Genomic DNA, 19,681 nt, shown 5'->3' on the forward strand with positions numbered 1-19,681 from the left:
GTCACGCTCGTCCCGTGGTCGCTCGCCGGTCAGCCGACGCGAAGGCAGAGGTCGCAGACGCTCTCGCGGACGGCAAACGCAGGGCGGGCCCTCCAGTGGGCCTGCACGCACTGCTCGCGTTGCAACGCGACGCGGGCAACGCGGCCGTGGGCGCGCTCATGGCGGCCAAGCAGAAGCAGCCGGACGAGACCTCGATCGACGCCGCGCTGAAGGAGGTCCGCCGCGGCGAGCCCGACATCGACACCGTCGAGAAGGGCCTGAAGGCAGCGCAGTCGGCGGGCGTGCCGGTGACGCTGGAGGGCCCCAAGCCGCCCGCGTCCGCGCTCGCCGTGACCACGACCGGGTTCGGCCCGAACGCGGTGCAGCCGAAGAAGCCGACACCGCCCGCGAAGCCCGTGCCGTCGAAGTCGCCGCTCGGCAAGGCGGGCGCACGCCGGGCTGCGGGAGGTGGCGGCAAGCACGCGAAACCTGGTGCCGCACCGGCCGTTCCCGCGGTGGCAGCGGCAGATCCGGCGTTCCTGCAGGTGACCGAGAAGGTCAAGGGGTTCGCGGCGGCCAAGAAGGCGCACCCGCCCGCCGCGGCCAAAGCGAAGGAGGCGCAGGACGCCGCGCAGGCGCCCGCGGACGACCTGGCCGGTCAGGCGAAGGCCTCGAAGGTCGACTCGATGGACGCGCAGCAGGCGGGTTCGTTCGACAAGCAGGCGTTCATCGCGGCCGTGAAGACCGCGATCGAGGCGAAGTCGCCCAAGACGTTGCAGGAGGCGACGTCACCGCAGGGCAAGGCCGACGGTGTCGCCGCCGAGGTGAAAGGCATGGTCTCCCAGGGCAAGGACGGCCAGGCCAAGGACATCGCCGCGGCCACCGACGCGCCGCCGGACCAGTCGAAGTCGGTGCCGAAGCCGGTCACGCCGATGGCACAGGAGAACCCCGGCACGGCACCCGCGATCCCGGCCGCCGGTGCCGTGCCGAAGCCCGCGCCGCCGGCGCAGACGGATCTGCGGCCCGGCAAGCAGCAGATCGCGCAGGAACAGGGCGACGTCACCGACGAGCAGCTGCGCCAGTCGAACGAGCCGCAGTTCCAGCAAGCCCTGGACGCCAAGCAAACCGCCGCCGCGCACGCCGACACCGCACCGGCCCAGTTCCGCGCGCAGGAACAACAGGTGCTCGGCCAGGCCAGGACCGACGCCTCCGCCGTGACCGCCGCGGGAGTGGCGGGGATGCAGGGCGCCAAGGGTGCGGCGCTCGCGGGCCTGGTGGCGGACAAGGGCAAGGCGAAGACCAAGGACGAGGCCAAGCGCGCCGAGGTGACGACGAAGATCCAGGGCATCTTCACGGCCACCGAGGCCGAGGTGAAGAAGATCCTGGAGGGCATCGACCCGAAGGTCGACGCGGCGTTCACCCAGGGCGAGGCACAGGCGCGGCAGGCGTTCGAGTCGTTCGTGGCGGCCAAGGTCGGTGCCTACAAGCAGGACCGCTACAGCGGCTGGCTCGGCGGCTTCCGCTGGGCCAAGGACAAGCTGCTCGGCATGCCGGACAAGGTGAACGAGTTCTACACCGCGGGCCGCGAGCTCTACCTGAAACAGATGGACGGCGTGATCTCCCGGGTCGCCGACATCGTGGGCAACGACCTTTCCCTTGCCAAGCAACGAATCGCGTCCGGCAAGGCGGAGATCGCCGCCTACGTCAAGACCTTGTCGCCGGACCTGCGGAAGGTCGGCGCCGACGCGTCCGCCGAGATCAACGACCGCTTCGAGCAGCTCGAAAGCGACGTCGCCGCCAAGCAGGACGCGGTCGTGGACTCCTTGGCCAGCAAGTACGTCGAGGCACGCCAGGGACTCGACGAGCGCATCGAGGCGTTGCAGGCGGAGAACAAGGGCCTGGTCGACGCCGCGATCGACGCGGTCAAGGGCGTGATCAACACGATCCGCGAACTGGCCGCGATGCTGCGCGACGTGCTGTCGCGCGCGGCCGGAGTCGTCGGCGACATCATCAAGAAGCCCGTCGAGTTCCTCGGCAACCTGATCGCCGGCGTGAAGGGCGGCATCCTCAAGTTCAAGGACAACATCCTCGACCACCTCCGCAAGGGCCTCATGGGCTGGCTGTTCGGAGCACTCGCCGAAGCAGGCATCGAGCTCCCGGAGAAGTTCGACCTGCGCGGCATCATCAAGCTGCTGGCCTCGATCTTCGGCCTGACGTGGGCCAACATCCGCAACCGCCTGGTGCGCCAGATCGGCGAGAAGGCCATGGCAGCAGCCGAAACGGGCGTCGAGATCTTCCAGGTCCTCACGTCGCAGGGCGTGGCGGGCCTGTGGCAGATGCTGATGGAGAAGCTCGGCGACATCAAGGAGACGATCCTCGCCCAGGTGAAGGACTTCGTGATCACGAAGATCATCACCGCGGGCATCACCTGGCTCATCGGCCTGCTGAACCCGGCCGCCGCGTTCATCAAGGCCTGCAAGCTCATCTACGACGTCGTGATGTTCTTCGTGAACAACGGCAGCCGCATCCTCAAGTTCGTCAACACCGTCATCGACTCGGTGGCCGACATCGTGCGCGGCAACGTGGGCGGCGTCGTCGACAAGATCAACGACGTGCTGGGCCAGATGGTCCCGATCATCATCGGGTTCCTCGCGAGCGCCATCGGGCTGGGCGGGATCGGCGCGAAGATCCGGTCGATCATCGAGACGCTGCAGAAGCCGGTGAACAAGGCGCTGGACTGGGTGATCAAGAAGGGGCTCGCACTTGCCGGGCCGATCATCCGCGGGGTCAAGGGGATCAGCGGCAAGGTGAAGGCGAAGCTGCGCGGCGGGGACGACAGCCCGGAAGGCAAGAAGAAGCGGCAGGACGCGGCGCTGCGGGCCGGTGTCGCCGTGGCCAACCGGTTCGCGGGCAGACCCGTCGCCGGTGCGGCGCTGAAGCCGTTGCTCGGCGCGATCAAGGTGCGCTACGGCGTGGACGTGCTCGAACCCGTGCCCAAGGGGCGAAACTGGGGTATCCAGGCCGTGGTGCAACGGGCGCGCGACCCGCTCAAGCCGTTCGAGCTCGGCTGGGACGTCGATGACCCGGAGGCCGCGACCGACCCTCTGGACAAGCCGGAACACCAGCAGGGCATCGAGGAGGCCTCTGCGGCGTTCGCAGCCCTCAAGAACATCGAACAGAAGAAGACAGTGGGCGGTACGGCCGGCGGTGACACGAACCGCAGCGGCTACGGGGGCGGAGAGGTCGCCCTCACCGAAGCCGTGCGCCAGGAACTGCTGGACGCCGGCGTGGAACCCGAGGGACACGGCTTCGACAGGGACCTGCCCGGCCAGTACCAGTGCTCCCACGCCGAACTCAAGATGGCCAAGGCGAGCGGCCAGCGGGCGCTCGCCTCGTCCAAGCCGATGTGCGCCGGCTGTCAGACCGGTTTCGTCGGGCTGGCCAGGTCCAAGAAGAAGGCGTTCTACGTGGCCGACCCCGGTGGAGTCCACGTCTTCCTGGGCGATGGAGCCCACCGGATGGCCGGCCATCCGTCCGGCGCCGTCACGCAGGGACCTCGCCGGCGACGACGGTCCTGATCACGTCGAGGGCTGCGGTGATCGCAGGGCGGCGCGAGGCCTGCTTGCGCCACACCGCGTAGAGCTGCCGCGTCGGAGAAGGCCGCAACGGCACCACGCGCACGTTGCGCGGCACCTCTCCCCTGCCCAGCCGCGGGATCAGCGCGACCCCGATCCCCTTGGCCAGCAAGGCGAACTGCGTGTGGTACTCGTTGACACGGTAGGCCAGCTCCGGCTCGATGCCGGCCGCGTGGAACGTCCGCACCAGCCAGTCGAAGCAGATCGATCCCTCGGACTGGCACATCCAGCGCAGCCCCGCGAGGTCGGCAGGTTCCAGGAACTCCCGCTGCGACAAGGGGTTCGCGGCGGGGATCAGCACATCGGCCACGTCCTGAAGGATCGGCAGGCGCGACAACGCGTCCGGCACGGGCAGCGGGGTGTTCTGCCAGTCGTGCACGATCGCCATGTCCAGCTCGCCGCGCGCCACGGCCTCGCCGGCCTCAGGCGGGTCCAGTTCGGTCAGGCGCACGTCCAGCGCCGGGTGCTGTTCGGCCAGCCCCGCCAGGACGTCGGGCAGGAGGCCTCGTGCGGCCGTGGCGAACGAGCCGATGCAGAGGCGGCCGATCGCGGTGCCGCGTTGTTCCTCCAACGCCACCTCTGCCTCTTCGACCAGCTTCAGGACCTGGTCCGCGGTGTCGGCGAGGAGCAGTGCGGCGTCCGTGAGGCGGACACCCCTGCCTTGGCGTTCGAGCAGCGTGGTGCGCGTTTCGCGTTCGAGCTTGGCGATCTGCTGCGAGACCGCGGACGGCGTGTAGCCGAGCACTTCCGCAGCGGCGCCGACGGTGCCATGTGTGGCGACGGCGTGCAGTGCCTTGAGCCTTCCCAGGTCGAGCATGTAGTGATGCTAAACCCATTACCTAAGAAATCGGAACTGGTGCTTAATAGTTAGCGCGCGCAAGCTTGGCGGCATGAGTCCCCGTCACGTCCTGCTCGCCGTCCTGGTCGCCGCCATCTGGGGCTTCAACTTCGTCGTCCTCAAGATCGGCCTCGACGAGTTCCCGCCGATCCTCTTCTCCGCGCTCAGGTTCCTCGCCGCCGCGGTGCCCGCGATCTTCTTCGTCGGACGGCCGTCGGTGGCGTGGCGCTGGGTCATCTCCGTCGGGCTCGTGCTGGGTGTCGCGAAGTTCAGCTTCCTGTTCATCGGACTCGCCGCGGGCATGCCCGCCGGACTGTCGAGCCTCGTGCTGCAGAGCCAGGTCATCTTCACGGCCGTGTTCGCCGCGACCGTCCTCCGCGAACGGCCGAAACCGGTGCAGATCACCGGAATCGCGCTCGCCGTCGTGGGCATCGGGCTGATCGCGTGGGACTACGGGCTCAGCTCGCCGCTGATGGGATTCCTGCTGGTGATCGCCGCGGCGGCGTGCTGGGGCGTGTCGAACGTGCTGATGCGTTATGCGAAGCCGGTGGACACGTTGCGGTTCATGGTGTGGGTGAGCGCGGTGGCGGTGCTTCCACTGTTCGCGCTGTCGTTCCTGACCGAGGACGTCTCCGCGCTCGGCCGCCTGGGCTGGTCGGGTGTGGGCGCGATCGGGTACGTCTCGTGGATCTCGACGCTGCTCGGGTTCGCCGTCTGGGGATTCCTGCTCCGCAAGTACGAGTCGTCGACGGTGGCGCCGTTCTCGTTGCTGGTGCCGGTGTTCGGGATGTTCTCGGCATGGGCGTTCCTCGGCGAGGAGCTGACCGTGCTGCGGGCGGCCGCCGGCGGGATCGTGTTGCTGGGACTGGCTATTCCGCAGCTGGTGGGGCGCCGGGCGGCACGAACGGAAGTCCTGCCGGAGCCCCTCGTTCCAGCAGGTCGATGACGGCCTTGGTGTCGAGGTGATCGGCGACCAGGTCGCCCAGCAGGTCCAGCTGGGCCTCGCGGGCGGCCTGGAAGCTCACCTCCTCCGGCTCGAAGTCCCTGCCCGCGCGCTCGGCGGCCCAGCGCAGGAACTTCCGGCGGAAGGTGTCGTTCTCCAGCAGGCCGTGCCAGTGCGTACCGAGGACGCGGTCGGTCTGGGCGCCCTCGTCGCCGATCAACGGCTGCTCGGTGCTGCGGACGACCTGGCCGTGGTGGATCTCGTACCCCGTCACGTGTTCCCGCCACGCCAGCCCGGACGGCCGGGCGAGCGTCTTCTCGCGCTTGAAGGTGAAGTCGACGTCGAGCAGGCCCAGTCCCCCGGTGCCGCTGGTGCGCCACTCGACCCCGTCCGGGTCCTGGATGTACCGGCCGAGCATCTGGAAACCGCCGCAGATGCCGAGAACCGGCCCCTCGAACCGCCGGACCGCCTCGGCCAGGCCGGTCTCGAAGAGCCACTGCAGATCGGTGAGCGTGGACTTCGACCCCGGCAGCACGACCAGGTCGGCGTTGGTGAGGCCCGCCGGTTCCGTCACGAACCGCACGGACACACCGGGTTCGCACGCCAGCGCCTCGACGTCGGTGGCGTTGGAGATGCGGGGATTGCGGATCACCGCGACGCGCAGCCAGTCGCGTTTCGGCGGCTTCGGCCTGCCGACCACGCCGTCCGCGTTGTAGGACAACGAGTCCTCGGCGTCGAGCCAGAGCTCCTCACGCCACGGCAGCACACCGAGCACCGGCCGTCCGGTCAGAGCCCTGAGCTGCCTCAGTCCCGGCTCGAGAAGACGCTGGTCGCCGCGGAACTTGTTGATCACGAAGCCCGAGATCAACGCCTGGTCCGCCGCGTCCAGCACCGCGACCGTGCCGAAGAGGTGTGCGAACACACCACCGCGGTCGATGTCGCTGACGACGAGCACCGGGAGGTTCGCGCGCGTCGCGAGGCCCATGTTCGCGATGTCGCTGGCGCGCAGGTTGATCTCGGCAGGAGAACCGGCACCCTCGCAGATGACGACCTCGTGGTCGCGCCGCAGGCCGTCCAAAGTGGAGAGCACCTCGCCCAGCAGCTCCGCCTTGCGCTCCCGGTAGCTCATCGCCGAGACGGTGCCCACCGCCTTGCCGTGCAGGACGACCTGGGACGTGCGGTCGCTGCCCGGCTTCAGCAGCACCGGGTTGAACCGCACGCTCGGCTCCTTGAACGCCGCCCGCGCCTGCAACGCCTGGGCCCTGCCGATCTCGCCGCCGTCGAGTGTGACGAAGGAGTTGTTCGACATGTTCTGCGCCTTGAACGGCACGACGTCCACGCCCTGGCGTGCCAGAAAGCGGCACAGACCGGCGACCAGAACGCTCTTGCCCGCGTCCGAGGTCGTCCCACAGATCAACATCGCGCCCCGCATGGACGCCAATGCTGCCATCATCAGCGGCATGGTCACCGTCGTCCTCATGCACAGCCCGTTCCTCGGCCCGTCGAGCATGCGTCCGCTCGCCGACGAACTGGCCTCCGACGGGGTGGCCGTGCTGCTGGTCGACCTGCAGATGACCGTCAACGAGGCCCCGGTGCACCAGCGGCTGATCGGCGCCTTCGCGGACGCGCTGGACGACTCGGGCGTCAGCGGACCGCTCGTGCTCGTGGGCCACAGCGGCGCCGGACCGTTGCTGCCGGGCTTCGCCGACGCCCTGGAACTCGACGTCCAAGGCCTGGTGTTCCTCGACTCCGACCTGCCGACGCCGGGCAAGGCGTGGCGGGAGACCGTCGACCCCGCCCTGGTGAGCCAGGTCAAGGCCTCGGTGCGCGGCGGCAGGCTGCCGCGCTGGGACCGCTGGTTCTCCGAGGACCCGCTGCGGCTCGTGCCCGCGGGGCTGCGTGAGGAGATGCGCGACGAGGCACCCGAGGTGCCGTGGGAGTTCCTGAAGGAGCAGCGCCCGGTCGTCGAGTGGTCCGGGGCGTGCGGGTACGTGCTGCTGTCGTCCGTCTACGAAGAGGCGGCCGCGAAGGCGGAAGCGCTGGGCTGGCCCGTCGAACGGGTCGAGTCGCACCACCTGGCGGCCGCGACGTCGCCCTCGACGGTCGCTGCCGCGCTGCGGTCAGTGATCAGCAGACTTTGACTTCCTCTCCGAGCCGACCGCGTGAAGTGAGCAGACTGACGGCCCCGACGAGACGTGTATCTCGGACAACGACCGCGGCCCGCGAAAAAGTTGCCGAACGCGGTGTTCTGGTGCCGCAACACCTGTTGCAGCGGAACATTCGACACCTCGCCCGAGAACTCGAACTCGGCCGTCTTCTTCCAGGTGGTCAGTGCGGCATCGGTTTCCCCGTAGGTGGTCACGACGCCGTCAGCACGGTACTTGGCCTGACGTTCGGCGAGGGTCTTGTTCCAGACGAGACGCACGCACCCGAACGTCCGGTTCAGAACCGCCTTCTGTTCGGGCGTCGGACAGGCCCGGCACCGGTACGCCGTCCGCACGACATCGACGCTACCGAAAGAGGCGTTCCACGACAGAGACCCCGAGGTCAGCAGACTGTGAGGATCTCCGAGCCGGTCTCGGTCACGACGATGGTGTGCTCGAACTGGGCGGTCCAGCTCTTGTCCTTCGTGGTGACGGTCCAGCCGTCGTCCCACATGTCGTGCTCGTAGTCCCCGAGCGTGATCATCGGCTCGATCGTGAACGTCATGCCGGGTTCCAGGACCGTCTTCATCGACGGCTCGTCGTAGTGCAGGACCACGAGGCCGCTGTGGAACGAGCGGCCGATGCCGTGGCCGGTGAAGTCGCGCACGACGCCGTAGCCGAAGCGCTTGGCGTAGGCCTCGATGACGCGGCCGATGACGTTGATCTCACGACCGGGCTTCACGGCCTTGATCGCGCGCATGGTGGCCTCGTGCGTGCGCTCGACCAGCAGGCGGTTCTCCTCGGAGACGTTGCCCGCGAGGAAGGTGGCGTTGGTGTCGCCGTGCACGCCGCCGATGAACGCCGTCACGTCGATGTTCACGATGTCGCCGTCCTCGACGACCGTCGAGTCCGGGATGCCGTGGCAGATGACCTCGTTCAGCGAGGTGCAGCACGACTTCGGGAAGCCGCGGTAGCCGAGCGTCGACGGGTACGCGCCGTTGTCGCACAGGAACTCGTGCGCCACCGCGTCGATCTCGTCCGTCGTCACGCCCGGCACGACGACCTTGCCCGCCTCCTGCAGTGCCTGGGCGGCGAGACGCCCGGCGACGCGCATGGCCTCGATGATCTCCGGCGTCTGCACCCACGGGTCGGTGCCACGCTGCGGCGCGGGCTTGTCCACGTACTCGGGACGCACGATGCGCGAAGGCACCTGACGCCGCGGAGACTGGACACCGGGTTGCAATGGAGCACGAACAGCCATGCTCTCCACATTAGCGTTGTGGGCGCCGCCCGCCCCGAACCGCTCCCGCAGGGTCTTCGTCTCAGTCATCACGGCACCGCCTTGAGGAACCTCGCCGCCACCTCCACGGCCGGTGTCGAAGTCTCCCCGCCGAGAACGAGCGTCGCGAACGCCAGATCGCCCCGGTAGCCCATGAACCACCCGTGTGAGTGCACGCCGTCGCCGAACTGTGCGGTGCCGGTCTTGCCGCGCACGTCCCCGTACGGCTTGAGCTGTGGTGCAGTGCCGTAGTCGACGACCTCGCGCATCATCTGCCGCACCGGGTCGAGCGCGGCAGCGGGCGGAGCGGTGGACTGTTTGTCCGCTTTGGTCTCCTTGCCGCGCACCAGCTGCGGAACCGGCATCGAGCCCTTCGCGATGGACGCCCCCACGAGGGCCATGCCGAACGGCGACGCCAGCACCTTGCCCTGGCCGAACGCGTCCTCCGCCCGTTCCACGACATCGGTCGCGGGCGGGATGGAGCCGGTGATGGTGGTCAGGCCGGGGATGTCGAAGTCGACGCCGAGGCCCAGCGACAGACCGGCGTTCGTCAGGAGGTCCGGCGGCATGTCGACGGCGAGCTGCGCGAACGTCGTGTTGCACGAGAACGCGAACGCGCTCCGCAGAGGGATCGTGCCCTTGTCGAACTCGTTGGAGTTCGGCACGATCCGCCGTCCGTCGATGGTGGTCTTGCCGGGGCACGGCAGCGGCGTCTCGGCGTTGACCTTGCCGGACTGGATCGCGGCGAGCGCGGACACGGCCTTGAGCGTCGAGCCCGGCGGGAAGCGGCCGGTCAGCGAGATCGCGCCCTGGGCGTCGGCGGGATCGTTCTGCGCGACGGCCAGGATGTCGCCGGTCGACGGCTGGATCGCGACCAGCACCGTCGGCTGCTGCACCGGCTCGACGGCGTCCTCCGCGGCGGCCTGGACGGCACGGGACAGCGCGACGTTCACGGCCTTGGCTGGCTCGGGGGCCTTCGAGAACAGCTCGTCGATCTCGGTGCCCTGCGCGTCGATCGTGGCGACGCGGAAGCCGGACTGACCGGCGATGTCGTTCTCGACCAGCTTGCGCACCGCGGGCAGCACCTGGGAGCCGAAGTTGCGGCTCGGAGCCAGCAGCGACGTCTGCGAGGTGAACCGCACGCCGGGCAGGTCGTAGATCTTCGGCTTCACCGTCTGGTAGTCGGGATCCCGCAGCGCCGCGACCTGGTAGGCCTGACCATCAGGGGTCTTGCCGACCCCGTCGGTGATCGTCTGCTGGGTGATCGCCTTGTCGAACGGGTTCAGCGCGTCCGCGAGGGCCTTGGTGACGTTGCCGAGATCACCGGCCTCCTTCGCGACGAGGAGCACCGACACGACGCGTTCAGGGGCCAGCAACGGCGTGCCGTCGCGGTCCAGCACCGGCGCCGGGTCCGGCTTGAGCTCGGTGACCTTGATCGACTGCTGCGGCGCGAGCTTCGGATGCACCACCGACGACGCCCAGTGCACCTTCCAGAAGTCGCCCTCCTGGCGCACGTCGAACTTGGTCGAGTACGTCCAGTGGCGGTTCTTGCCGAGGTCCCAGTCGAGGCTGACGCTCGACTCGGACGCCATCTCGCCGTTCTTGCGGATCTGGTCGACCTTGCTGGTCAGCCCCTCCGGCTTGAGCGCGCCCCGGAACTTCTCCAGGGTCTCCTTGGCGTCGTTCGGGTTGTCGGTCAGGCCGGCGGCACCCTGCACGTCACCGGACGCGAGCTTCGCCAGGAAGTCGTCGGTGATCTCCGGTGCTCCCGGTTCCGACTTGAACAGGCCGCAGCCGCTCAGCGTGACCGTCAGGACTGTTGCCGTGATCGTGATCTTCGCGAGAAGGCGCACCCGCGCGAGTATGCCCGGTCAGAAGAGGACCGTGGCGTACTGACCCACCTGTTCGAAGCCGATTCTGCGGTAGGCCGCCTTGGCCACGTGGTTGTAGCCGTTCACGTACAGGCTGGCTGTGCGGTTGAGGACGCGGACCAGGCGGTCGGCCACGGCCGCAGTGCCCGCTGTGCCCAGGCCCTCGCCTCTGCGGTCCGGGCGGACCCAGACGCCCTGGATCTGGCCGACCCTGGACGACATGGCGCCGATCTCGGCCTTGAAGACGACCTCGTTGTTCTCGAACCTGGCGAACGCCCTGCCTGCCGCGATCAACTCGGACACCCTGGCCCGATAGCCCGCGCCGCCGTCTTCCGCGCACGGGTCGATGCCTACCTCCTCGATGAACATCGAGATCGCAGCGGGGAGGTACTTGGTGATTTCGCTCGGACGGACCTGTCGGACCAGCGGGTCCGGCGTGGTTTTCGGGGGGCTCGAGATCGCCATCAGTGGCTGGTCTGCTCGGACCTCCCTGGCCGGGCCCCAGTCTGGCTGCAGTTCGTCCCAGAGGGTCAAGACCTGTTCTGCCGGACCCACCAGGCTCGAGCACATGCGTCCTCTGCGGCGGGCTCGGTCGGCGAACATTCGCATCGACTGGGCGCTGCCCTTGAGAGGGATCAGGTTGGGGCCCGAGAAGCACAGGCCGTCCACTTTGCCTCGGATCGGCCTCGAGTCTGAAGCCCACAACTCGCCGCCCAGGCGCCACGGGTCCAGGCCGGCCACTTCCACCCTTGCGGCGACCATGCACGCGGCTACGGGGTCAGCTTCGAACACCCCGCGCACGTCGATCAGGTCGCGCTCGTCGAGTACGCGCGCTCCGGCCAGCCTCAGCACGTTGCCTAGCGTGCCAGATTGGGCGTGTGTGTGGCATCTGCCAACCGTGCGGAGGGGTCGTGACGGTGCGCACGGGGCTGGCGGGCGCACGGGGTCCGTAGGTCGTCCCCCGGTTTCGTCGGCGGGTTCCTGTTGGGAGTCCGTAGGTGCTTGCGTGCCGTAGTTATCCGGCGGTTGGTTCTGATCAAAGACCCGCCAGCGCCGCACGCAGGTTGATGGCACGCCTGGTGCGTTGGGCGGGTGGGGCGTGTCCCGTCACGAGCCCGGTATGCCAAGGACTGCTCGGCTCCGCCATCGCGAGACGTCCGAGGGGCGCCTCCCATGCGGGAAGCGCCCCTCAGGCGTGTGACTGGCGTGTCTCAGCCGACCGTTACGGCCGGGGCGCCGCCCTCAACCGGCTCCATCTCCTCGGCGATGCGCATCGCCTCTTCGATGAGGGTTTCCACGATCGCGTGTTCCGGGACGGTCTTGATGACCTTGCCCTTCACGAAGATCTGGCCCTTGCCGTTGCCGCTCGCCACGCCCAGGTCGGCCTCGCGGGCCTCGCCGGGGCCGTTGACCACGCAGCCCATGACGGCTACGCGCAGGGGGACCTCCATGCCCTCCAGGCCTGCGGTCACCTGCTCGGCGAGGGTGTACACGTCGACCTGGGCCCGGCCGCAGGACGGGCAGGACACGATCTCCAGCTTGCGCGGGCGCAGGTTCAGGGACTGGAGGATCTGGTGGCCGACCTTGATCTCCTCGACCGGCGGGGCGGACAGCGAGACGCGGATCGTGTCGCCGATGCCCTGGCGCAACAACGCGCCGAAGGCCACGGCGGACTTGATGGTGCCCTGGAAGGCGGGGCCCGCCTCCGTGACGCCCAGGTGCAGCGGGTAGTCGCACTGCTCGGCCAGCAGTTCGTAGGCGCGGACCATGACCACCGGGTCGTTGTGCTTCACCGAGATCTTGATGTCGTGGAAGTCGTGCTCCGCGAAGAGCGAGGCCTCCCACATTGCGCTCTCGGCCAGGGCCTCCGGGGTGGCCTTGCCGTACTTCTGCAGCAGGCGCGGGTCCAGGGAGCCCGCGTTGACGCCGATGCGGATCGGCGTGCCGTGGTCCTTCGCGGCGGCCGCGATTTCCTTGACCTGGTCGTCGAACTTGCGGATGTTGCCGGGGTTGACGCGGACTGCCGCGCAGCCCGCCTCGATGGCCGCGAAGACGTACTTCGGCTGGAAGTGGATGTCCGCGATCACCGGGATCTGGGACTTCCTCGCGATTGCCGGGAGGGCGTCCGCGTCGTCCTGGGAGGGGCAGGCCACCCGGACGATGTCGCAGCCCGCGGCGGTCAGTTCCGCGATCTGCTGCAGCGTCGCGTTGACGTCCGACGTCAGGGTCGTCGTCATCGACTGGACGGAGACGGGGAACTCGCTGCCGACACCGACGTTGCCCACCATCAGCTGCCTGGTCTTGCGACGTGGGGACAGCACCGGCGGCGGCAGTGCCGGCATTCCGAGCATCACGCCGTCACTCATGGGTTGTGCACCTTTCCGTATTTCACTACTGCAACCTGATCGGGTTGACGATGTCTGCGGTCACGGTCAGCAGCGTGATGGCGCCGCCGATGAAGATGACCACGTAGGTGAGCGGCAGCAGGCGCATGTAGTTGACCGGGGCGCCGGCGGGCTTTCCGCGCAGCTTCCGAATCCAGTCTCGCACCCGTTCGTAGAGGTTGACGGCGATGTGACCACCGTCAAGCGGGAGCAGCGGCAGGAGGTTGAACACACCCACGAAGAAGTTCAGGCCCGCGAGCATCAGGATGAAGAACGCCCAGAGGCCGCGTTCCGCCGCATCGCCGCCCAGGCGGGAGGCGCCGACGACCGAGATCGGGGTGTCGAGGTCGCGTTCGCCGCCGCCGATGGCCTTCACCACGGCCGGGATGCGCTCCGGGAAGCGCAGGAGGCCCTTCCAGGTGTTCACGAACATCTCGCCGGTGAAGGAGAGGGAGGCGGGGATCGCGTCGATCGGGCCGTAGGTGAAGGCCTGCTGGACGATCACGCCGATCGCACCTACCTCCTTGACCTCGACCTTCTTGCCGTCCGAGATCTGGCGGGTGACCTTCGGCACGTCGACGGTGAGGGTGAGCTCCTTGTCGTCGCGCAGCACCTTGAACTCGTTCGGGCCGCTCAGGTCGCGCGTGACCTTCTGCATGTCGGTCCAGGTCGCGATCGGCTTGCCCGCGATCGAGACGATCTGGTCGCCCGGCTTGAGGCCCGCGTTCTTCGCCGGGGCGGGCGCTCCGGCGGGGCACGGTGCGTCGAAGGGGACCGTGTAGTCCTGCACGCAGTCGGAGACCTGGGCGAGGACCGGCAGGTCCTTGTTGTTCGGCAGGCCCAGCGACATCGCGAGGATCAGCAGGATGATGAAGCCGAGCAGGAAGTGCGTGATGGAGCCGGCCGAGAGGACGACGACGCGCTTCCAGACCTTCTGCTTGTAGAAGGCGCGCGGCTTGTCGTCCGGGTGGACCTCCTCGAGCGCCGTCATGCCGGTGATCTCGCAGAAGCCGCCGGCCGGGATCGCCTTCAGGCCGTACTCGGTCTCGCCCTTGCGGAACGAGAAGAGCTTCGGGCCGAAGCCGATGAAGTAGCGGGTGACCTTCATGCCGAAGGCCTTCGCGGTCAGCAGGTGCCCGAACTCGTGCAGCGCGATGGACACCGCGATGCCGAACGCGAACAGCAGCACCCCGAGGATGTTGATGAATGTGTTCACGGAAAAGTTCAGTTCCTTCCCACCAGCTCGCGGGCACGTGCGCGTGCCCAGTCCTCGGCGGCGAGGACCTCCGCCACATCCGCGGGGTCGCTCCGCCAGTCGTTCGCCTCGCCGAGAACCTGGCCGATGGTGTCCACGATCGACAGGAACGACGTCTTGCCCGCCACGAAGGCGGCGAGTGCCTCCTCGTTCGCGGCGTTGTAGATCGCGGGGAGACAGCCTCCGCCGCTGCCCGCCTGCCGCGCCAGCTCGACCGCGGGGAACGTGACGTTGTCCAGCGGTTCGAACGTCCACGAGGTGGCGGTGTCAAAGGTACAGGCGGGCGCGGCACCCGCGACGCGCTCGGGCCAGGAGAGGCCCAGTGAGATGGGCAGGCGCATGTCCGGCGGCGACGCCTGCGCGAGCGTCGAGCCGTCGGTGAAGGTCACCATCGAGTGGATGATCGACTGCGGGTGCACCACGACGTCGACGCGGTCGTACGGCACCCCGAACAGCAGGTGCGCCTCGATCAGTTCGAGGCCCTTGTTCACCAGGTTCGCCGAGTTGATCGTCACGACCTGGCCCATCGACCACGTCGGGTGCGCCATGGCCTGCCCGACGGTGACGTCGGCGAGGTCCGCACGGGTCCTGCCGCGGAACGGCCCGCCGGACGCCGTCAGCACCAGCTTGTGCACCTCGTGCGGCGCCCCACCGCGCAGGCACTGGGCGAGCGCCGAGTGCTCGGAGTCGACCGGCACGATCTGGTCGGGCTTGGCGGCCTTCAGCACTAGCGGCCCGCCGGCGATGAGCGACTCCTTGTTGGCGAGCGCCAGCGTCGCGCCCGTCTCCAGCGCCTTCAGCGACGGCTCGAGGCCGCGCGACCCGTCCATGCCGTTCAGGACCACGTCCGCGGGACAGGCCTCGATCAGGTCGACCATGCTGGTCAGCGTCTTGACGCCGGGCACCTCGGCACCGTTGGCCACGGCGACCACCGGCACGTCGAACTCTGCTGCCTGCTGCTTCAGCAGGTCCAGCTGACGCCCGCCGGCACCGAGCCCGACGACCCGGAAGCGGTCGCGGTTGCGCCGGACGACGTCGAGCGCCTGGGTGCCGATCGAGCCGGTCGAGCCCAGGATCAGGACAGTGCGTGGAGTACTCATCGCCCCTCATTGTTCCGGAGAGTGCCTGAGAGCCCGGCACAGCCCGTTACTTTGATAACGGAGCGGTTTTGGAGGCGTGAAGTCGCCAGTTCGGGGGCATTCCTTCCACGACAGTGGATGGAAGGAGACTCTCCGTGGGCATCCTGGGATGGATCGTGCTCGGTCTGCTGGCCGGCGCCATCGCCAAAGCCATCATGCCTGGTAACGACCCGGGCGGTTTCATCATCACGATGCTGCTCGGCATCGTAGGTGCGATTCTCGGTGGATTCATCGGATCCGCACTGTTCGGGACCGATCTCGGGTCCTTCTTCGACCTGAGGACGTGGCTGCTGGCGATCGTCGGTTCGTTGATCCTGCTCGGCGTCTACCGCCTGGTAACCGGCAGGCGAAGTCACGTCTAGCGCGTGAGACGTTTGAGGCCGTTCGGGTGTCACCCGGACGGCCTCACGTCGTTGCGCGGGTCAGCTCGCGATGCCCGCGTCCCGCGCCAGCAGCGCCGCCTGCACCCGGTTCGTCAGCCCCAGCTTCGCCAGCAACCGCGACACGTACGTCTTCACCGTCGCCTCGGACATGTGCAGCTTCGTCCCGATGTCCGCGTTCGACATGCCCTGCCCGAGCAGCGCGAGCACCTCGACCTCGCGCTCGGTCAGCCCGGCGACCGCCTTCTGCGCCTCCTGCCGCTTCGGCTGACCGGACGTCGCCACCATGCCCACGACCCGCGACGTGACCATCGGCGACAGGTAGGCCTCGCCGTTGTTCACCGCGCGCACGGCCCGTAGCAGTTCCTCGGGCGCTGAGTCCTTCAACAGGAACCCGGCGGCACCGTCGGACAGCGCGCGCACGATGTTCTCGTCCTCGCCGAACGTCGTGAGCATCACGACCCGCACGGACGGTGCGACGACCTTCAGCTCACGCGCGCACGCCAGGCCGTCCATCCGCGGCATGCGGATGTCGAGCACCGCCACGTCGACCCGGCGTTCGCGCACGATCTGCAGCGCCTCGCGGCCGTCGCCCGCCTCCGCCACCAGCTCGATGTCGTCGGCGGTGCCGAGAATGGCCTTGATGCCCGCCCGCATCAACGGCTCGTCGTCGGCGATGAGCACCCGGATCATGAACCAGTCCTCTGCACGTGGATCTTCTTCTCGACCAGCTTGCCGTCCCGGAAGCAGAAGCGCACCACCCGTGTGCCCTCGTCGCGGTAGGCCTGCTCGTCGGTGATGTGGTAGACGCAGTGCGAGCCCGGCGGTTCGGGCGGGGCCTGGGACCTGCGTTCGCCGTTGCCCACAAGGGGTTCGTCGCCGGACGGCAGCATCGCCAGCACCTCGGCCTCCGACTGTCCTTCCTGGATCCGGTCGAGGGCCTGCTGCGTCACCACCTGAGTCACCGGCTGGGTGCCCAGCACGGTGAAGCCGCCGATGATGATCGTCAGCACGAGCGACGCGCCCGCGATCGACCCGACGCCCGCCCACTTGCGGATGCGCCGCCGAGGCACGTCCTCGTCCTGCTCGTCCTCCGGTTCGGGCAGCGCCGTCTCCTCGTACGGCAGCACGGCGGCGATCCGGAAACCACCGGACGGCAACGCGCCCACGTGCAGGATTCCGCCTGCCACGCGCACACGTTCGGAGAGCCCGATCAGGCCGACGCCGGGCTCGCCCGACGTCGAACCGGTGCGCGACGGGTTGTTGCGCACCTCCACGACCAGCGCGTCCGGCTCGTACTTCACCGTCACCTGCACGGCGGCGCCGGGCGCGTGCTTGGCGGCGTTGGTCAGTCCCTCCTGCGCCACGCGATAAGCCGCGTGCGACACGCGTGACGGCAACGGATGCGCTTGCCCACCGCGCACCAGACTGACCAGCACACCGGCCTTGCGCGCATCGCTCACCAACGAGTCGATGGACTCCACGGTCCGTGTCGCCGGGTCGTCGTCCGGGCCGTCCTCGGCCCGCAGCACGCCGATGATCGCCCGGAGTTCCTCCATGCCCGTCAGCGCCGCCGAGCGCAGCACCCCGATCGCCTCGCGCTGCTTGTCCCCCAGCGAGGGGTCGAGCGCCAGCGCGCCGGCGTGCACGGAGATCAACGAGAGCCGGTGGCCGAGACTGTCGTGCATGTCCTGGGCGATGCGGCTGCGTTCCCGCAGGCGCACCTGGCGGGAGATCATCCTGTGCTCGACCCGCATCCGCGCCTCGCGGTCCTGCATCGCCTGCACCAGCGCCTCGCGTTGCGCGAGGTAGCGGCCGACGAGGAACGGCAGCGCCACGCCGACACCGAAGATGGTGATCAGGATGAGCATGCCGTAGACGGGTTGGATGTCGATCGGCCTGGTGTCCCAGTCCCACATCAGCACCACGACGATGAACGTCATCGTGGTCGACACGACCGCCTTGACCCACGACTCGATCCGCCGGCCCGCCGTGTAGCTCAGCACGACCATCAGCGCGGGCCCGAGGAACGGGATCGCCGCGCCGCCGATCATCACGGTCGCCGGCAGCACGTGCCGCAGCGGCAACAGCACCACGTAGGTGGCGATGAAGCCGGCGAGCGCCCAGCCCGACGCCTTGTGCTCGGACCACGGCCCCGGCCACAGGTCCAGCAGGATCACGGAGACCATGACGATCAGGTCGCCGGTGACCCGCACCGGGGTCAGCGCCTTGAACCGGACCAGGGTGTCGGCGTACAGCGCCTCGGCCCTGGTCCGCACAGCGGTAATCACGCCCTCAAGCTACGAGACGTCCCACCACTCGCGCGGCACGCTGGAGTATCGGGTTCGCGCGACGAAAGTTGACGCCCCGGTCGATCCCCGGTCGCGTGGAAGCCTTTCGACGAGGTTCTAAGGACACTCCCGGCGCCTGCCGGTCTCGGAATACTTCGCCTCCCGCACATCAATCTCTCAGGGGGAAACATGAGAAAAGCGTTGTGTGTGCTGTTCGCCGCCGCCGTGGCGATGATGTCCTTGCTGGGCACCGCGTCCGCGGCAACGGGGAAGACGGAGATCGAGGTCGGAGCGGTGGTGCAGCGCGACGTCTCGGCTCAGGCCTTGTCGTGCGGTTCCGGCAACATGTGTGCGTGGCCGGTCGCGGACGGCAGCAGCAGCCGCTGCAGCTGGGGCAGCGCCGACCCCGACTGGCAGGGCGGATCCGTCAGGTGTTCGTGGTCGGGGACCCGCGCGGTGCGGGCCGTCGAGAACGCCGGCACGAGCACGTCCTACGCCAGGGTGTGCCTGTACCCCGGCGCGGACTACACCGGCGACGTGGCCTACTACGTCGTACGAGGTGCGGAAGCGCCGAACTTCCCGAACGTGAAGATCCGCTCCCACAAGTGGGTCACCGGCAACACGTGCTGGTGATCGACTGAGGGCTGCCGCGGCGGTGTCCGTTGTGGACACCGCCGCGGTATCCCCTCACCGGTCCGCGGCGAGCACCCTCAGCCCCAGCGGGGTGATGAGGTGCCGGGCGAAGTTCTCCTCGCGCTCGGTGGCGATGAGACCCGCCTCGCGCAGGACGCCGGTGTGATGGCTCACCGTGGCGGGAGCGACGCCCACCAGCTTCGCGAGCCGGGTCGTGGTGCTCCCGCCAACCACCGACCGCAGGATGGACGCCCTCGTGGAGCCCAGCAGCGCGGTCACGTGATCACCGCCTGGCCGTCCCCCCGCCAGCAGCCGACACTCGGTCCGGATCGGGTAAACGAGCTGCGGATCCGCCGGTGCCACCTGGTGGTGCAGGGCGAAGTAGCAGGGAACGAGCACGAGACCCCGTCCGCCGAGATGCAGGTCCAGGTGGTGCGGGTGGTCGACGGACAGCACCGGCGGATCCCACCGGGTGTCCGGTCCGAGGCCGTCCAGCAGTCCTTCCGGCCCGCAGTGCAGGAATCGCTGGATCTTGGCCGCCACCTCGGTGCGCACGCCGTCCTCGATCACGGGCAGGTGCGGCTCGATCACGGACCTGAAGTAGACGCGTAGAGCGCGATGCAGCCGTTGCGGCGCCGACGGCAGCACCTCGTGCGGCGCCAGTTTCGCCATGGTGCGCAACGCCATTCGCAGTTCCGCGTCCCGAGAGGCGAGTTCGCGCAGATGGCGGCGCCACGGGCCGAAGGACGGGTCGTCGTTGGCACAGTGCAGGATCTGGGCGCTGCTGACGATCTCCCACAGCAGGTCGGTTTCCAGTTTCATCCTGGTGCGGGCGAGATCACGATCGGTGAAATGGATGCGCAACTGCGGCACGTCTTCCCCCAAGAGCTGCCGGTGTCACACCCGAGAA

16 protein-coding genes and 1 pseudogene are annotated in these 19,681 nt (G+C 68.7%); 5 read left to right on the forward strand and 12 right to left on the reverse strand.

Features of this window, described 5'->3' with window-relative positions; translation table 11 throughout:
* Positions 1–14: 14 nt before the first annotated feature.
* On the forward strand, positions 15–3,557 hold the full coding sequence (locus JOD27_RS19230; RefSeq protein WP_204763613.1) for a phage tail protein: 3,543 nt from the start codon (positions 15–17) through the stop codon (positions 3,555–3,557).
* On the opposite strand, the gene JOD27_RS19235 is transcribed toward JOD27_RS19230, so the two are convergent.
* Complete coding sequence (locus JOD27_RS19235; RefSeq protein WP_204763614.1) at positions 3,523–4,431, reverse strand: LysR family transcriptional regulator; 909 nt, start codon at positions 4,429–4,431, stop codon at positions 3,523–3,525. The two genes, JOD27_RS19230 and JOD27_RS19235, sit on opposite strands and share 35 nt — an antisense overlap.
* Positions 4,432–4,504: 73 nt before the next feature.
* On the opposite strand from JOD27_RS19235, the gene JOD27_RS19240 reads away from it, so the two are divergent.
* Complete coding sequence (locus JOD27_RS19240; protein ID WP_204763615.1) at positions 4,505–5,398, forward strand: EamA family transporter; 894 nt, start codon at positions 4,505–4,507, stop codon at positions 5,396–5,398.
* On the opposite strand, the gene JOD27_RS19245 is transcribed toward JOD27_RS19240, so the two are convergent.
* Entirely contained in the window at positions 5,322–6,827 is a 1,506-nt protein-coding gene (locus tag JOD27_RS19245; protein ID WP_204764001.1) for a cobyric acid synthase, read from the reverse strand. The two genes, JOD27_RS19240 and JOD27_RS19245, sit on opposite strands and share 77 nt — an antisense overlap.
* A gap of 28 nt (positions 6,828–6,855) precedes the next feature.
* Here JOD27_RS19245 and JOD27_RS19250 point away from each other — a divergent pair, with 28 nt between their 5' ends.
* Entirely contained in the window at positions 6,856–7,536 is a 681-nt protein-coding gene (locus JOD27_RS19250) for an alpha/beta fold hydrolase (protein ID WP_239567677.1), read from the forward strand.
* Positions 7,537–7,775: 239 nt separating this feature from the next.
* Here the strand turns inward: JOD27_RS19250 and JOD27_RS46675 are convergent.
* From JOD27_RS46675 to dxr, 7 genes and pseudogenes are all read right to left on the reverse strand, one after another.
* Positions 7,776–8,051: pseudogene (locus JOD27_RS46675) on the reverse strand (helix-turn-helix domain-containing protein); the annotation flags it as partial.
* Positions 7,943–8,800 carry a type I methionyl aminopeptidase gene (map, locus tag JOD27_RS19255; RefSeq protein WP_204764002.1) on the reverse strand — a complete coding sequence of 286 codons (858 nt, stop codon included), beginning with the start codon at positions 8,798–8,800 and terminating at the stop codon, positions 7,943–7,945. The pseudogene JOD27_RS46675 and the gene map, both read right to left, overlap by 109 nt.
* Positions 8,801–8,868: 68 nt before the next feature.
* Positions 8,869–10,671 (reverse strand): penicillin-binding transpeptidase domain-containing protein, encoded by a 1,803-nt coding sequence (locus JOD27_RS19260; RefSeq protein WP_307830211.1) that lies wholly within the window; start codon positions 10,669–10,671, stop codon positions 8,869–8,871.
* Between the two features lie 18 nt (positions 10,672–10,689).
* Positions 10,690–11,541 carry a GNAT family N-acetyltransferase gene (locus tag JOD27_RS19265; RefSeq protein WP_204763617.1) on the reverse strand — a complete coding sequence of 284 codons (852 nt, stop codon included), beginning with the start codon at positions 11,539–11,541 and terminating at the stop codon, positions 10,690–10,692.
* A gap of 359 nt (positions 11,542–11,900) precedes the next feature.
* Positions 11,901–13,031 (reverse strand): flavodoxin-dependent (E)-4-hydroxy-3-methylbut-2-enyl-diphosphate synthase, encoded by a 1,131-nt coding sequence (gene ispG / locus JOD27_RS19270; protein WP_204764004.1) that lies wholly within the window; start codon positions 13,029–13,031, stop codon positions 11,901–11,903.
* Positions 13,032–13,080: 49 nt separating this feature from the next.
* Positions 13,081–14,289 carry a M50 family metallopeptidase gene (locus JOD27_RS19275; protein ID WP_307830212.1) on the reverse strand — a complete coding sequence of 403 codons (1,209 nt, stop codon included), beginning with the start codon at positions 14,287–14,289 and terminating at the stop codon, positions 13,081–13,083.
* Between the two features lie 8 nt (positions 14,290–14,297).
* Positions 14,298–15,428: a 1-deoxy-D-xylulose-5-phosphate reductoisomerase gene (gene dxr / locus JOD27_RS19280; protein WP_204763618.1), complete on the reverse strand. Its 1,131-nt coding sequence runs from the start codon at positions 15,426–15,428 to the stop codon at positions 14,298–14,300.
* 134 nt (positions 15,429–15,562) lie between these two features.
* On the opposite strand from dxr, the gene JOD27_RS19285 reads away from it, so the two are divergent.
* Positions 15,563–15,829, forward strand: a complete 267-nt coding sequence (locus JOD27_RS19285; RefSeq protein ID WP_030468056.1) for a GlsB/YeaQ/YmgE family stress response membrane protein — start codon at positions 15,563–15,565, stop codon at positions 15,827–15,829.
* Positions 15,830–15,889: 60 nt separating this feature from the next.
* Here JOD27_RS19285 and JOD27_RS19290 read toward each other — a convergent pair whose 3' ends face one another.
* On the reverse strand, positions 15,890–16,540 hold the full coding sequence (locus tag JOD27_RS19290; RefSeq protein ID WP_204763619.1) for a response regulator: 651 nt from the start codon (positions 16,538–16,540) through the stop codon (positions 15,890–15,892).
* On the reverse strand, positions 16,537–18,138 hold the full coding sequence (locus JOD27_RS45065) for a sensor histidine kinase (RefSeq protein WP_204763620.1): 1,602 nt from the start codon (positions 18,136–18,138) through the stop codon (positions 16,537–16,539). The genes JOD27_RS19290 and JOD27_RS45065 overlap by 4 nt, the downstream gene beginning before the upstream one ends.
* Before the next feature lie 189 nt (positions 18,139–18,327).
* Here JOD27_RS45065 and JOD27_RS19300 point away from each other — a divergent pair, with 189 nt between their 5' ends.
* On the forward strand, positions 18,328–18,771 hold the full coding sequence (locus JOD27_RS19300) for a peptidase inhibitor family I36 protein (protein WP_204763621.1): 444 nt from the start codon (positions 18,328–18,330) through the stop codon (positions 18,769–18,771).
* A gap of 54 nt (positions 18,772–18,825) precedes the next feature.
* On the opposite strand, the gene JOD27_RS19305 is transcribed toward JOD27_RS19300, so the two are convergent.
* Positions 18,826–19,644 (reverse strand): ArsR/SmtB family transcription factor, encoded by an 819-nt coding sequence (locus tag JOD27_RS19305; protein ID WP_204763622.1) that lies wholly within the window; start codon positions 19,642–19,644, stop codon positions 18,826–18,828.
* Positions 19,645–19,681: the final 37 nt, after the last annotated feature.

This window comes from Lentzea nigeriaca (genome assembly GCF_016907955.1).
In the GTDB taxonomy this organism is placed as follows: Bacteria; Actinomycetota; Actinomycetes; order Mycobacteriales; family Pseudonocardiaceae; genus Lentzea; species Lentzea nigeriaca.